This is a genomic window from Streptococcus parasanguinis, from assembly GCF_047463195.1.
In the GTDB taxonomy this organism is placed as follows: domain Bacteria; phylum Bacillota; class Bacilli; order Lactobacillales; family Streptococcaceae; genus Streptococcus; species Streptococcus parasanguinis_R.
In genome coordinates, this window is sequence record NZ_JASHEI010000009.1 from 62800 (window position 1) to 77142 (window position 14343).

At 37.7% G+C, this 14343-nt stretch carries 16 protein-coding genes; 5 read left to right on the forward strand and 11 right to left on the reverse strand.

Annotated elements, in window-relative coordinates:
* Positions 1-27 precede the first annotated feature (27 nt).
* Positions 28-1149 carry a tRNA 2-thiouridine(34) synthase MnmA gene (mnmA, locus tag QM870_RS08500; protein WP_070594271.1) on the reverse strand — a complete coding sequence of 374 codons (1122 nt, stop codon included), beginning with the start codon at positions 1147-1149 and terminating at the stop codon, positions 28-30.
* A 204-nt stretch (positions 1150-1353) separates the two neighbouring features.
* Positions 1354-1896 (reverse strand): aggregation-promoting factor, encoded by a 543-nt coding sequence (apf, locus tag QM870_RS08505; RefSeq protein WP_223325512.1) that lies wholly within the window; start codon positions 1894-1896, stop codon positions 1354-1356.
* 228 nt (positions 1897-2124) lie between these two features.
* Between apf and sdaAB the strand changes: the two genes are divergently transcribed.
* The 3 genes from sdaAB to QM870_RS08520 are packed head-to-tail and all read left to right on the forward strand — an operon-like array spanning position 2125 to position 4309.
* Positions 2125-2796 (forward strand): L-serine ammonia-lyase, iron-sulfur-dependent subunit beta, encoded by a 672-nt coding sequence (sdaAB, locus tag QM870_RS08510; protein WP_023919982.1) that lies wholly within the window; start codon positions 2125-2127, stop codon positions 2794-2796.
* 9 nt (positions 2797-2805) lie between these two features.
* Positions 2806-3678 (forward strand): L-serine ammonia-lyase, iron-sulfur-dependent, subunit alpha, encoded by an 873-nt coding sequence (gene sdaAA, locus QM870_RS08515; RefSeq protein ID WP_045760056.1) that lies wholly within the window; start codon positions 2806-2808, stop codon positions 3676-3678.
* A 1-nt stretch (position 3679) separates the two neighbouring features.
* Complete coding sequence (locus tag QM870_RS08520; protein ID WP_414369302.1) at positions 3680-4309, forward strand: HAD hydrolase-like protein; 630 nt, start codon at positions 3680-3682, stop codon at positions 4307-4309.
* Positions 4310-4334: 25 nt separating this feature from the next.
* Here the strand turns inward: QM870_RS08520 and QM870_RS08525 are convergent, their stop codons facing one another.
* From QM870_RS08525 to yfmF, 8 genes are all read right to left on the reverse strand, one after another.
* Positions 4335-4985, reverse strand: coding sequence for a LysM peptidoglycan-binding domain-containing protein (locus QM870_RS08525; protein WP_003002250.1), 651 nt, complete (start codon positions 4983-4985; stop codon positions 4335-4337).
* 157 nt (positions 4986-5142) lie between these two features.
* Positions 5143-5940, reverse strand: a complete 798-nt coding sequence (locus tag QM870_RS08530) for an energy-coupling factor transporter transmembrane component T family protein (RefSeq protein ID WP_303469093.1) — start codon at positions 5938-5940, stop codon at positions 5143-5145.
* Entirely contained in the window at positions 5933-6775 is an 843-nt protein-coding gene (locus QM870_RS08535) for an energy-coupling factor transporter ATPase (protein WP_021154152.1), read from the reverse strand. The genes QM870_RS08530 and QM870_RS08535 overlap by 8 nt, the downstream gene beginning before the upstream one ends.
* Positions 6760-7584: an energy-coupling factor ABC transporter ATP-binding protein gene (locus QM870_RS08540; RefSeq protein WP_155170358.1), complete on the reverse strand. Its 825-nt coding sequence runs from the start codon at positions 7582-7584 to the stop codon at positions 6760-6762. The genes QM870_RS08535 and QM870_RS08540 overlap by 16 nt, the downstream gene beginning before the upstream one ends.
* Positions 7585-8124 carry a CDP-diacylglycerol--glycerol-3-phosphate 3-phosphatidyltransferase gene (gene pgsA, locus QM870_RS08545; RefSeq protein ID WP_155170356.1) on the reverse strand — a complete coding sequence of 180 codons (540 nt, stop codon included), beginning with the start codon at positions 8122-8124 and terminating at the stop codon, positions 7585-7587.
* Positions 8125-8155: 31 nt separating this feature from the next.
* Positions 8156-8563: a helix-turn-helix domain-containing protein gene (locus tag QM870_RS08550; RefSeq protein WP_414369305.1), complete on the reverse strand. Its 408-nt coding sequence runs from the start codon at positions 8561-8563 to the stop codon at positions 8156-8158.
* A 26-nt stretch (positions 8564-8589) separates the two neighbouring features.
* Complete coding sequence (gene yfmH, locus QM870_RS08555; protein WP_414369306.1) at positions 8590-9864, reverse strand: EF-P 5-aminopentanol modification-associated protein YfmH; 1275 nt, start codon at positions 9862-9864, stop codon at positions 8590-8592.
* A gap of 8 nt (positions 9865-9872) precedes the next feature.
* Positions 9873-11120, reverse strand: a complete 1248-nt coding sequence (gene yfmF, locus QM870_RS08560) for an EF-P 5-aminopentanol modification-associated protein YfmF (RefSeq protein WP_049471798.1) — start codon at positions 11118-11120, stop codon at positions 9873-9875.
* Between the two features lie 155 nt (positions 11121-11275).
* On the opposite strand from yfmF, the gene yaaA reads away from it, so the two are divergent.
* Complete coding sequence (gene yaaA / locus QM870_RS08565; RefSeq protein ID WP_070664938.1) at positions 11276-11638, forward strand: S4 domain-containing protein YaaA; 363 nt, start codon at positions 11276-11278, stop codon at positions 11636-11638.
* A complete protein-coding gene (gene recF / locus QM870_RS08570) occupies positions 11638-12732 on the forward strand; it encodes a DNA replication/repair protein RecF (RefSeq protein ID WP_070664936.1) in 1095 nt (364 codons plus the stop codon). Before yaaA ends, recF begins: the two co-directional genes overlap by 1 nt.
* A 45-nt stretch (positions 12733-12777) precedes the next feature.
* On the opposite strand, the gene guaB is transcribed toward recF, so the two are convergent.
* A complete protein-coding gene (guaB, locus tag QM870_RS08575; protein WP_003009220.1) occupies positions 12778-14259 on the reverse strand; it encodes an IMP dehydrogenase in 1482 nt (493 codons plus the stop codon).
* Positions 14260-14343 lie beyond the last annotated feature (84 nt).

The window sequence follows — 14343 nt, forward strand, 5'->3', positions numbered from 1 at the left end:
TGTAGCAAATTGCGAAAATTTGTCAATTTAAATATACTGACAAACTTCTCCATCCCGGTAGGCATTATCAATCAAACCACCTCCGAGACACTCTTCACCATCGTAAAAGACAACAGCCTGCCCAGGCGTAATGGCCCGTTGAGGTTCTGCGAAAATCACTTCTGCCTTGTCACCTTTAACGTGTACAGTCACCTTGGAGTCAGGTTGACGATAGCGGAACTTAGCTGTACACTCTAATGTAAACTCTTCTGGCATATCTCGTGTAAAGTGAACTTGACTAGCCTGTAAACTTGTTGACATCAATGCTTCATGGTAGAAGCCTTGACCGACATAAAGAATATTTTGACTGAGGTCTTTACCAACTACAAACCATGGAGCATTGTCTCCACCTTGTTGGCCACCAATTCCAAGCCCACCCCGTTGACCGATTGTGTAATACATCAAACCAGCATGTTCGCCCATATCTCGTCCATCGATGGTCATCATTCGACCTGGTTGGGCAGGAAGGTAGTTCCCTAGAAACTCTTTGAAATTCTTTTCTCCGATAAAGCAAATTCCAGTTGAGTCTTTCTTTTTAGCTGTTGCCAATCCAGCTTCTTCAGCTAGACGGCGAACCTCAGGCTTTTCCAAATGTCCCAATGGGAACATGGTTTTTTGAAGTTGTTCTTGTGACAGTTGGCTTAAGAAATAAGTTTGGTCCTTCCCGTTGTCAACGCCACGTAACATATGAACAATGCCATCCTCATCACGCGCCACACGCGCATAGTGCCCTGTCGCTACATAATCTGCACCGAGTGTCATAGCATAATCTAAAAAGGCCTTAAATTTGATTTCCTTATTACACATGACATCCGGATTTGGTGTTCGACCAGCTCGGTATTCAGCAAGGAAATATTCAAAGACACGATCCCAGTATTCTTTCTCAAAGTTGACAGAATAGTAAGGAATGCCAATTTGGTCTGCGACCGCTGCTACATCTTTGTAATCTTCTGTAGCTGTACAGACACCATTTTCGTCTGTGTCGTCCCAGTTTTTCATGAAGATGCCGATGACATCGTAACCCTGTTGCTTTAATAATAAAGCTGTTACAGATGAATCCACACCACCACTCATACCAACAACAACACGTGTTTTCGAGTTATCACTCATAGATTTCTCCCATCTTTTCGTTTCTCACGATTGAAGGTCGTGGTTTGCTTCAACGATTGAAGGTCGTTTTGAGCAGTTACCATTTTAACACGCTTTATAGTAGAAAACAAGCATCTTACTATTCTTTTTGTTGATCAGGATCAATGGGTTTACAGGTCTGTAAATTAAAAAAGAGTCCTATTCAAGAACTCTTTTCATACGAATTTAATACCAGCCATTTGCCAACCAGAAATTTTTAGCTGCTGACCATGATCCATAACGGTTGACAACATATTGATTGGCCACTTTTTCTTGGTTTGCAGGTGATAAATCACCATTCAAATAAGTGATAGTCAATTGGTAACGACCATAATATTGGCCATTTTGTGCTGTATAACTACCACTTGACTCTTTTTGGGCAATCCATTCCTTAGCAGCTGCATCTTCCGCACTCAAGCCATCTGAAGCAGAGACAGTAGTTGTTGCTTGTGTAGTATCCGTTTTACTAGCAGGAGCTTGCTCCGTGGTTTTCTGCGTTGTATTTGCATCTTCAATCTCAAGAACTTGACCAACTGAGATGAGATTCACGTTACTAATCTTATTTTTCTTAGCAATTGCATCAACCGTTGTGTTCTTCTCTTTAGCAATAGCTGATAAAGTATCACCTGATTTTACAGTATAAGAATCTGCATTCGCTACAATTGGAAGGAAAAGTCCTGCAAGTAAACTAAGTCCAATAATATGTTTCATCATTTGTTTTTTATTCATTATTATGTACTCCTTTATTGGTATACCTCTATACTACACAAGAAATATTTCATATTTATTGAAATAATGTGTCAAATATTTCAGTCAGATGTTAGAAATACTAAAAATCCAGGATAATATAAATGCTTTAAGCCCCCTTTAAGATTTCTCAGATATTTCGGGAAAAATAGAAGAAATCATCAGCCATATCTGATATAATGAAGTAAAGTGATCACAAAGGAGCAGAGCATGAACTCTTTAAAATTCCAATCAGTTTTTGATATTATTGGACCTGTGATGATTGGCCCATCCAGTAGTCACACTGCAGGTGCTGTTCGAATTGGTAAAATTGTTTCTTCTATCTTTGGAGAGGAACCAAAAGAAGTTGAGTTCCAATTATTTAATTCCTTCGCTAAAACCTATCGTGGTCATGGAACAGATTTAGCCTTAGTAGCAGGCATCTTAGGAATGGACACAGATGATCCTAGAATCCCAGATAGTCTAAAAATTGCACATGAACGAGGCATTCGGATTGTTTGGTCTATTCAAAAAGAAAGCAATGCTCCTCACCCAAACACAACGACTATTACTGTTAAAAATGATCATAAAACGATTTCTGTCACTGGAATCTCAATTGGTGGTGGGAACATACAGGTTACTGAGTTAAATGGCTTTGCCATCTCGCTAAATATGAATACTCCAACCATTATCATTGTTCACCAGGACGTCCCTGGAATGATCGCCCATGTGACAGAAGCTCTTTCTCGCTATGATATTAACATTGCACAAATGAATGTGACGCGGGAAAAAGCTGGAGAAAAAGCGATTATGATTATAGAAGTTGACTCAAGGAGTTGTGAAGCAGCGATCGACGATATCCGTAAAATTCCTCATCTTCATAATGTCAACTTTTTCAAATAAGGAGTTCATATGTTTTATTCAATTGTAGACCTCGTAGAACAAGCAAGCACGCAATACCAAGGAAACGTCGCAGAGTTAATGATTGCAACTGAATTTGAACTAACTGGTCGTGAACGAGAAGAAGTCCTACGATTAATGACCCGTAATTTAGAAGTGATGATTGATTCTGTAAAGTTAGGGTTAAATGAAAACCACTCTCGTAGTGGGTTAACCGGTGGGGATGCCGCAAAATTAGATCGCTATATCAAATCAGGAAAAACGTTATCTGACTTGACCGTCCTAACCGCAGCGAAGAATGCTATTGCTGTCAACGAACACAATGCTAAGATGGGACTGGTCTGCGCAACACCCACTGCAGGATCTGCTGGCTGCCTTCCCGCAGTTCTCACTGCAGCAACTCAAAAATTAGGGTTAAACCGTCAGCAACAATTAGATTTTCTACTGACAGCTGGAGCTTTTGGTTTAGTGATCGCAAATAATGCTTCTATTTCAGGTGCAGAAGGTGGTTGTCAAGCAGAAGTTGGTTCTGCTTCAGCTATGAGTGCGGCAGCATTGACACTAGCTGCTGGGGGAACTCCTTATCAAGCGAGTCAGGCAGTCTGTTTTGTCATCAAAAACATGCTTGGGCTCATTTGTGATCCAGTAGCAGGACTCGTGGAAGTTCCATGTGTTAAACGGAACGCAATGGGAGCTAGCTATGCCTTCATTGCTGCTGATATGGCCTTAGCAGGTATTGAATCAAAAATACCTGTTGATGAAGTTATTGACGCCATGTACCAAGTTGGTTCTAGTCTTCCGACTGCCTTTAGAGAAACAGCTGAAGGAGGATTGGCAGCAACACCAACCGGACGTAGATTACAAAAAGAGATATTTGGAGAATAACATGCAAGCCTTGTTTTTTGATTTAGATGGAACATTAGTTGACAGTTCCAAGGGAATTACAGAGAGCTTTCAACATACATTCGATACTTTGAAGGTTCCTCAACCCGATCTCAAAACCATCCGTAGTTTTATGGGACCACCTTTGATTTCTAGTTTTGAAGCTACTCTTCCTGAAGCTTTGGTAGATCAAGCCGTAACTATCTATCGCCAGTATTATCATGAAAAAGGTCAATACAAATCAACTCTGTTTCCTCAGATAGTAGAAGCTTTGGAAGCATTACAAGACGAAAACATTCCTCTTTATGTAACCACTTCAAAACATGAACCAGTTGCTTTACAGATGTGTCAAGATTTAGGTATCGCTAAATACTTTAAAGGAATTTATGGATCAAATTCAGATCGTATCCACAAAGCCGATGTCATTCGATACGCCTTGTCAATCAATGACCTTCCAAAAGAGGAGACAGTGATTATTGGAGACACAAAATTTGACCTCATTGGAGGTCAAACAGTTGGCATAAAAACCATGGCAATCACTTGGGGATTTGGAGATCTTGATGAGCTACTTCTTTACTCACCAGATTTTATTTGTCACTCTCCACTTGACATTCTTGAGACATTAAAAAAATAGGTTTACAAATTGTAAACCTATTTTTTTAATAACCCCAAGCTGACAAACCTTGTGAGCTATATGCATTGTATGCAGCCTGGATTTGATCATCAACTGTTGCAGTTGAACCCCAACCTGGCATTGTTTGGAACAAGCCACTGGCACCAGAAGCATTTGCTGCATTTACTTGACCATTTGATTCACGGGCAATAATTGCTTCCCAAGTAGAAGCAGGTACACCAGTCATTTCAGCCATACGAGCAGCTGCATAAGATCCTTGTTCTCCAGCAGTATTCCCATTTGATAGAACAATTCCACCATTTGTTGATTGTGCAGAAGTCACTGCAGCATTTGCTGCATAAGTTGTTTGTTTTTGAGCAGTTTGTGCTGTTGCAGTTGCTGTAGGTGCACTTTCAGCAGGTTTTGCTTGCTCTTGTGGAGCAACTTTATCAATCATAGATTTTGAACGCTCACCTAACTCAATAATTTGTCCTGCATAGATCAAATCTTCATTGGTCAGATTGTTAGATGCAATAATATTTTCTACTGAAGTGTTATTTTCTAGTGCAATTTTTGATAGAGTATCTCCAGACTTCACTTCGTAAGTTTCAGCATTCACTGTAGCAATACCAGAAATGAAAAGTGACGCTGCTGAAAGTAGGGAAGTGACTGTCCATTGGAACTTTTTACTGTTCATGAATTCTATTCTCCTTTCGAACATAATTCTATCATACACACAAAATGTTACAGTTTATTGTAGAATATATTACAAATGTTACAAGAATATGTGAATTTAATGTAAAAAGCGCTTTGTATAGTGCTTTTTCCTTATTTTTGAACCAATACAACTAGCTCTATCCATTTTTTAGATAAAAAACTATCAACATGAGGCACAGAATAACGAGCAATGCCAAATTATCTTTTACTCCCCACTGCAGAGTCCGATAGCGTGTTCGTCCCTCACCGCCTTTGTACCCTCTCGCTTCCATCGCAATTGCTAATGCATCTGCGCGTTTAAAACTTGAGGCAAACAAAGGAATGAGGATTGGAATAAAGGAACGGATCCTTTTTAATAGATTTCCTTCACCAAAATCAACACCACGCGCCCTTTGCGCATTCATGATTCGATTCGTATCATCTACTAAGGTTGGAACAAAGCGCAAACTCATAGATAGCATTAACCCAATCTCATGGGCCGGAACCTTAATAATTTTTAGTGGGGTAAGGATCTTTTCAACAGCATCTGCTAAACTCAATGGTGTCGTCGTCACGGTTAAAATCGTCGAATAAAAAATGATTAAAATAAATCTACAAAATATGATGGCGGCTTGCATCAATCCTTGGTCGGTTAATTTAAAAAACCACCATTGATACAAAATAGTTCCTTGAGAGGTCGCAAATAATTGAAAAATAGTTGTAAAAGCAATGATAAAAATCATTGATTTTAAGCCTTGAATATAAAAACTAACCGAAATCCTCGTTAGATACATTAAAACAAAAATAAAACCAAAGAGAAGAACATTTGTCTGGATATTATTTGCCCAAAACAGAAGAAATATGAATAAAAACATTGAGAGCAACTTCCCACGAGGATCTAGTTGGTGGATAATGGAGTTTCCAGGAATATACCTTCCTAAAATCATATTATTCATGAAGTAACAGCTCCTTTAGTTCCTCAATTTTGATTGGTAGTCTGTCCAGAGGAAGTCCTCTTCGTTTCAATTGAAGAGCAAAATTCGTAATTTGTGGGACTCCTAATTGAAGTTTTTGTAAATACTCAACCTGTTGAAACACTTCCCTTGGGGATCCGTTTAGGACAAGTTTTCCCGCTTCCAAAGCAAATACAGTATCAGCAAAATTTGCTACATCATCCATCGTATGAGTTACCAGAACTAGGGTCATCCCATTTTTATGTAATGTCTCAAACAGCGCCATCAATTCCTTTCTTCCAGCAGGATCTAGACCTGCTGTTGGCTCGTCCAATACTAAAATCTCTGGTTCGATAGCTAAAATACCTGCGATCGCAACCCGTCTCATCTGTCCACCAGATAGTTCAAATGGACTTTTATCATAGATAGACTCTTCTAAACCAACGATCGCTAATTTTTCTTTGGCTATTTCCTCCGCTTTGTCCTTAGGTACCCCAAAATTCTGTGGTCCAAAGGCTACATCAGCTAGAACGGTTTCTGCAAACAGCTGACTTTCTGGAAATTGAAAAACCAAACCAACCTTTTTTCTCAGGTACTTCATTTCTTTTGGCTCAGAATGATTATCTAAAACAAAATCTTCAAATTGAATCGTTCCTTTAGTCGGACGCAGTAAACCATTTAGTAATTGCAACAAAGTAGACTTGCCACTACCAGTATGCCCGATAATGGCTGTATAAGATCCATCTTTTATTTCCAAACTAATATCAGAAAGCGCCTGCCCTTCAAAAGGACTTCCCTCTTGATAAGTATAATAGACATTCTTTAAAGAGATTCCCATAATTGGTCTAATAACTCACTTTCTGTTAGATAATCCTGTTTTAGCGGAAAATGCGAGCTGAGAGATTCTTGAACCTGCTTACTAAAAGGCTTATCTAGTCCAATCTCATTGAGGTCATTTCTTGAAAACAATTCCCGCGGCGTCATAGAAGACTCTAGTTTTCCTTTTTGAAACACGAGTGTTCGATCACTTAAGGCAATTTCGGTTAAATCATGGGTAATGGAGATAATTGTTAATTGAAATTTTTTCTGAAGTTCTCTCATTACCGCCATTAGATCCTCTCTACCTTCTGGATCTAACATACTAGTTGCTTCATCAAGGATAATAATAGTTGGTCTCAAGGCGATAATACCTGCTATAGCCACCCGTTGCTTTTGACCACCTGACAAACGAGATGGTTCGCGATCTTTAAACTCCAGCATACCGACTTGCTCAATAGCCTTCTCCACACGTTGAAGCATTTCTTCCCGTGGAATTCCTTGATTTTCTAAACCAAAGGCAACATCATCTTCTACTGTCGCACCAACAAATTGGTTGTCAGGGTTCTGAAATACAATTCCAATTTTACTACGGATTTCCCATATGGTTTCACGAGTCAGTTGTTTTCCATCAACGTAAATCTCACCAGACTCAGCTTCCAAAAGACCATCAATCAGGCGTACAACTGTAGATTTCCCACTACCATTGTGTCCAACAATCGAAAGCCACTCTCCTTGTTTCACGTGAAACGAAACCCTGTCAATTTGATACTCTTCTACTGTTTTATCGTATCGAAAGGATACATTTTTTAGCTCAATCATCTGTTTCATTTATTTAAATGTGTCTTTAAAGAGATAGCTACTTCCCTTAAAGTAGTCGTAACCAGAATAAATTGTGAAAATCAATGCAATATAAAGCAATACTTGCCCTAGAAGTGTCCAATGGCAAAGCAAAAAGATAATGGCAAACATTTGGCTAAAGGTTTTAATTTTTCCTGGCATGGCTGCAGCAAGAACTGTACCACCTGTCTCAACAAGTAGAAGACGCAAACCAGTAACAGCTAACTCACGACAAATGATAACGGCTGCAATCCAAGCAGGAACCATTTTTAATTCAATCATCATGATAAAGGCTGACATGACCAATAATTTATCTGCCATTGGATCGGCAAATTTACCAAAATTACTTACCACATTCCATTTTCGTGCAAGAAAGCCATCTAAATAATCTGTAATACTAGCAATTGCAAAAATAACTGCTGCTACAATATGTCCTAAGTAAGAGTGACTTAAACTTAAAATGGCAATAAAAATAGGAATCATCACAACCCGAATTAATGTCAATGCATTAGGAATATTTTCTTTTTTCATACTTCCTCCAAAAAATAAACTATCTTTACATCTATTTTACAGATGCTGTAAACTTATAAAAATATACGATATAAATCACAAAACCAAGAATGGCAAAACTCACTAGTAGATAATACAGGATTGGTAACCAGCTCGCTTTCTGTCTTACTTTTCTTGAATGAAGCTCTTCGTCATCTACAAGTATCTCTTCATCAAATAACAATTCTTTTCCTTCACGAAAAGCTGTCAATAGGATAGACTCATCTAATCCCAAAGCCCATGCTAACTTTTTGAGATAGATCTGGGCGTAAAAGGGACTCGGTAGTAGATCAAACTCATCGTTTTCCAACGCTTCTATATATGGAATTTCGATGGCTGTCTTACTTGACACATCTTGTAAACTCAAGTGTAAATTTACTCTTGACAATCTTAACACTTGACCAATCGTTCTCTTCTTCATGTTTTCCCTTCTTAATACATTGTGTACTACTTTTGAAAAATCATATAGTCAACCATCTCAGCCTGGTCGACGAATTGACGACCTAATTTGATGATATCTTGTAAACTAATACCTTGTAAAATCTTTGGAAGATCATAAGAAGTGCTACCGTCTGAAAAATATTCAAACTGAGTTGCACTATACTCAAGCGAATTTAAACCTTGTAAGAAATCACCAAACATTTCACTTTTAATCGTATCCAAATGTTCCTGATTGACATCTGGATCCTTTTCAAATTGTTTGATCGCTGACCTAAATTGATGAGACAAGGAGACCGGTTCTTGAGTATCCATTGTCAAAATAACGAAATGAAATAATTCCTCAACCTCGACCTCAAGTGTCAATGAGTTGTCAATCTTCCCGGCTTCATATAAACTTTGAAACCGTTGCGAGGTCCAACCAAACATCATCGAAAATAGTAATTTCAACATCAATTTATAACGAAATTTTTCCTCTTCCTTAATGATATCATTTCCTCGAATTCCAATTGCCAACTTAGGAGTAGCAACTTCCATTCTACAAGATTGATTCAATCTTACTTCATTTTTTTCTACAGGAAAACGTTCTAACTCCACAGAAGGACGAGGAGAAGTCAGATCATATTTCTTTACTACTTGCAATACTTCATCAACATCAAAGTTTCCGATCACTAATAAATGCATTTGAGAGGGATGATAGAATAGATCAAAGTTTTCACGGAGATTATCTATTGTAATGTCAGAAATAGACTCCCTAGTTCCAGCAATATCATCTGCTAACGGTGTTCCAGGATATAAATTTTCTAAAGCACCAAAAAATAATCGATAGTCTGGACTATCTTGGTACATTCCAATTTCTTGTTGAATGATTTCTCTTTCCTTAGATACAGATTTTTCTGTAAAGGAAACATTTGAAACCATCTCCAATAACAATTGAATATTTTCAGGGACTTTTGAAGTTGTTGAGAAAAGATAACTTGTCTTTGTAAAGCTTGTAAAGGCATTACTTTCCGATCCTAAATGAACGAATTTTTTTAAATAATCTTGACCATTTTCATCTTCAAACACTTTGTGTTCTAGAAAATGTGCAATTCCTGCAGGATATTGCCTTTCATCACCATTCACTAGAATTCGTGTATCCACTGAGCCAAACTTAGTTGTGATTATTCCATAGGTTTCATAATAATCTTCTTTGGGAATTAAATGAATAGTCAACCCATTTGACAAGCGTGTAAAGTAAACTTGCTCACCAACCGATTCATAATATTTTTCTTTAATTTTCAATCTTTACACTACTTTCCTTCCATAAAATAAACAGACTGTAAATTAATTGTTTTTGCTACTTCAATAATTTCTTCTCTACTAACCTTATCGATAGATTCTAACCACTCTTCTAGAGAAAGAACTTTCGTTCCTAGGATCGTTTTCAAATATTCCCTTTCAATCAAGGTATTTTGCCGATCCTGTGCTAATAAGGTCGTATTCACCAACATTTCTTTTGTCAATTGAAGCTCTGACTCTGTAAACTTGCCTCTTTTTAAATCATTCAACTGTCTCATAATCAAGGTCATTACTTTGGTACGAGATTCCTTATCAATGCCTGCAAAAACTCTCATGAAGCCTGTAAAAATATCAAAATGGCTTGAGATAGTATAAGCAAGGCCTTCTTTCTCACGTATTATTTGAAAAAGTCTCGAATGCGAGAAAGCTCCCAGCATCCCATTTAATACAACTAGAGGGATATGGAGAGATTCTCCATACTGGGTAGAAAAATGATAACCTAATTCTAAAATAGATTGTTGGTTTTGTTTTTGCTCTAACTTTTCTCTTACAACATTTGTAAAAGGTTGTTGATAGGTGACAGACAAATTGTTATCACGTGGCTTGAATTCAAACTGGTTCACTCGATCCACAATAGCGACCTCATTAAAGTCACCTATGAAAAAGAAGTCAATGTTATCTAATTGGAGCATCTGATGAAACTGTTCAAGAGAACTTTGAGCTGTTTCTTGTCTCACTAAATCAACTTTCCCCAATCTTGACATCCCGATTGTTTCGTCTTCAAAAAATAGTTGATTCAATTGCCCATGTGCATAATAATAAGGCTCTTCAATTTCTGACTCCAAATCGGAAATCGTATTTTTCTTTTCAACGTCAAATGTATCACTGTCAAAGTGATCTTCTACTACCAAAGGTGAAAAGAAGATAGTTTCTATAATGTCTAAAACCTCATCAGTAAGAACATTTTTCTTGCTCAAAAAGTCATCGCGCACAAAGGAAATATTCAAATCAACATAATGAACACGACCCCTCTTAGAGACTGAGGTTGACAATTCTACCCCGTATAGACTCGCTAATTTTTCACGGAATAATTGTGAAGTTGGATATTTTTGATTTGCAGTTTCCATCATACAGGCTACTAAAACACGCGCAGCCACGGTATTTTCATCTAATGGCGATGAAAAACGGACCTTAATTTTATTGGTTTTAAATTTTTTTGATTGAAGAAAGTGAAGATTCACGCCCTTTACTAATTCCATTTTCATCCTCGTTCTACTCAATAGTAACTTTCATTATAACACGAAATCACACTAAAATCCTAATTCAAACTGTGAAAAAGCTCCTCAAATCACTCAACATTCTCTACCCTAGAAAAACTAAAAATATGGTATAATAACACGCAAAGAGGTGAACTATGAATTACAAATTATTTGATGATTTTATTACATTACAAGCAATCTTAAAAGAACTCGGTATTATACAGAGTGGTGGTGCAATCAAAGCCTTTCTTCAAGAAAAAGAAGTCTTTGTTAATGGTGAATCAGAACAACGGAGAGGCCGTAAACTTCGTGTCAATGATCAAATTGACATTCCTGAACTGAGCATAACTATCACCATTCTTGAACCTTCTCAAGAAGAAATAGAAGAGCATCTTAAAGAGAAGGAAGAAAAGGAACGTGTTGCTAAACTTGTCAAGCAACTCAATCAACAACAAAAGAAACAACCGAAAAAGTCTAACAAAAAAGAAAAAGCGATTCGCTTTCCTGGTATCTCGTAATGTGGTTAAAACACTTATCCATTCAAAATTTTCGTAATTATCAAGAACTAGAAGTCGAGTTTCATCCTGGATTAAATATTTTCCTAGGTCAAAATGCTCAAGGAAAGACTAATATTCTCGAATCAATTTATTTTCTAGCTTTAACCAGAAGTCATCGAACACGAAATGATAGAGATCTCATCTATTTTGAATCCACCGATTTTAAAGTGTCTGGTCAATTACAAAGAGAAACTGGTCCCCTTCCATTAGAAATTTCCTTGACAACAAAAGGTCGGATAACTAAGGTAAATCATTTGAAACAAGCCAAATTATCGAACTATATTGGCCATATGAATGTTGTCCTTTTCGCACCCGAAGATTTGCAACTGATCAAAGGATCACCTGCAGGGCGTCGAAAGTTTATTGACATTGAATTAGGTCAGATGAAACCTCTCTATTTATCCGACTTATCTCAATACAACCATGTACTGAAACAAAGAAATAGTTATCTAAAAAATTCAGAAAAAATTGATGCTACATTTTTGGAGGTCTTAGATTCACAACTAGCTAGTTTTGGAAGTCGCGTCATCCATCATCGGCTTGAGTTTATTAAAAAATTAGAAGCTAAAGCAAAAGAAAAACACACTCGACTTTCTGACAACAAAGAAGACCTATCTATTCAATATCAGTCAACTGTTTTTTCTGAAGAAGGAAATGATATAGAAGAGCAGTTTCTCTCTATGTTGGAAAAAAACCGTCAGAAGGATATTTTTAGAAAAACAACAAGTATTGGGCCTCACAGGGATGATTTGGCATTTTTTATCAATAATATGAATGCTACCTTTGGTAGTCAAGGCCAGCATCGAAGTGTTGTTCTCTCTCTAAAATTAGCAGAAATCGAATTGATGGAAGAAATCACAAGAGAAAAGCCTATTTTATTACTTGACGATGTCATGAGCGAACTTGACAATTATCGTCAACTTCAACTACTTGAAACTATCTCTAATAATATTCAAACATTTATTACAACGACCACTCTTGATCATTTAAAAGAACTGCCTGAAGAGTTGAAAATTTTCACTGTTCAAGCCGGTCATATCAAAACAGCATCTTGACAATACTGTCAAGATGCTGTTGTTTTTGTTTACAAATGTGTAAATTTATTGTGCCGAGTAGTTAGGAGCCTCGTTTGTAATTTGCACATCATGAGGATGGCTTTCTTTCAATCCGGCGCCACTCATTTCGACAAATTGTGCATGATCATGTAAATCTTGAATGGTTGCTGCACCAACATAACCCATACCTGAACGAATACCACCGATCATTTGGAAGACCATATCTGCTACAGAACCTTTATAAGCAACGCGTCCTTCAATTCCTTCAGGGACTAATTTATTGGCTTCATTGACAGATCCTTGGAAGTAACGGTCGCTAGAACCTTTCTTCATTGCTGCAATAGATCCCATACCACGGTATGTTTTAAACTTACGACCTTGGAAGATTTCTGTTTCACCTGGTGCTTCATCTGTACCTGCAAGCATTGAACCAAGCATTACTGCATTTCCACCAGCTGCGAGTGCTTTGACAATATCTCCTGAATACTTGATACCACCATCAGCAATGATCGTTTTTCCATATTCACGAGCTACAGCGGCTGCGTCATAAATAGCAGTCACTTGAGGAACACCAACCCCTGCAACAACACGAGTTGTACAGATTGATCCTGGACCAATTCCGACTTTAACTACGTCTACCCCTGCATCAAATAATGCACGAGCACCTTCAGCAGTTGCAATATTTCCTGCAATCAAGGTACGATCTGGGAAGTGGGCACGAATTTCTGCAATCTTACGAAGAACACCCGCAGAATGTCCATGAGCAGTATCGATGACAATTGCGTCTGCACCAGCTTCAAAAAGAGCTTCTGCACGTTCAAAAGTATCTGAAGTAACCCCTACGGCACCAGCCACAAGCAAACGACCAAATTCATCCTTAGCCGCATTTGGGAACTCAATAACTTTTTCAATATCTTTGATTGTAATCAAGCCAGAAAGACGACCATTTTCATCTACCAATGGTAATTTTTCAATACGGTGCTCTTGTAGAATGCGTTCAGCTGTTTCCAAATCAGTTCCAACCGGTGCAGTCACCAAATTTTCACTCGTCATATGATTTGAAATGGGTTGATTGTAATCAGAAATAAAACGCAAATCCCGGTTTGTAAGGATACCAACTAATTTACGATTTTCAAGTGTTTCAACAACAGGAACACCACTGATTCGATATCGTCCCATCAACTCATCTGCTTCTGCAATTGTATGAGACGGAGTCAAATAGAACGGATCAATGATAACTCCATTTTCAGAGCGTTTTACTTTGCGTACTTCATCTGCCTGTTGCTCAATTGACATGTTTTTATGGATAACACCAAGTCCACCAGCACGTGCCATTGCAATTGCCATTTGACTTTCAGTCACTGTGTCCATGGCAGCAGTAATGATTGGGATATTCAAGCGTAAATTACTTGCTAATTGTGTACTTAAATCTGCATCATTAGGCAATACGTGACTTTCTGCTGGAATCAAAAGCACGTCATCGAATGTAAACCCTTTTTTTAAAAACTTTGTGTCCCAATTAGACATTAGCTGGATCCTCTTTTCTTTTTATTTGAGCAAGGCTCGAATTTTTATTGTTAATATCATACCATTCTATGGCAATTTGTCAAT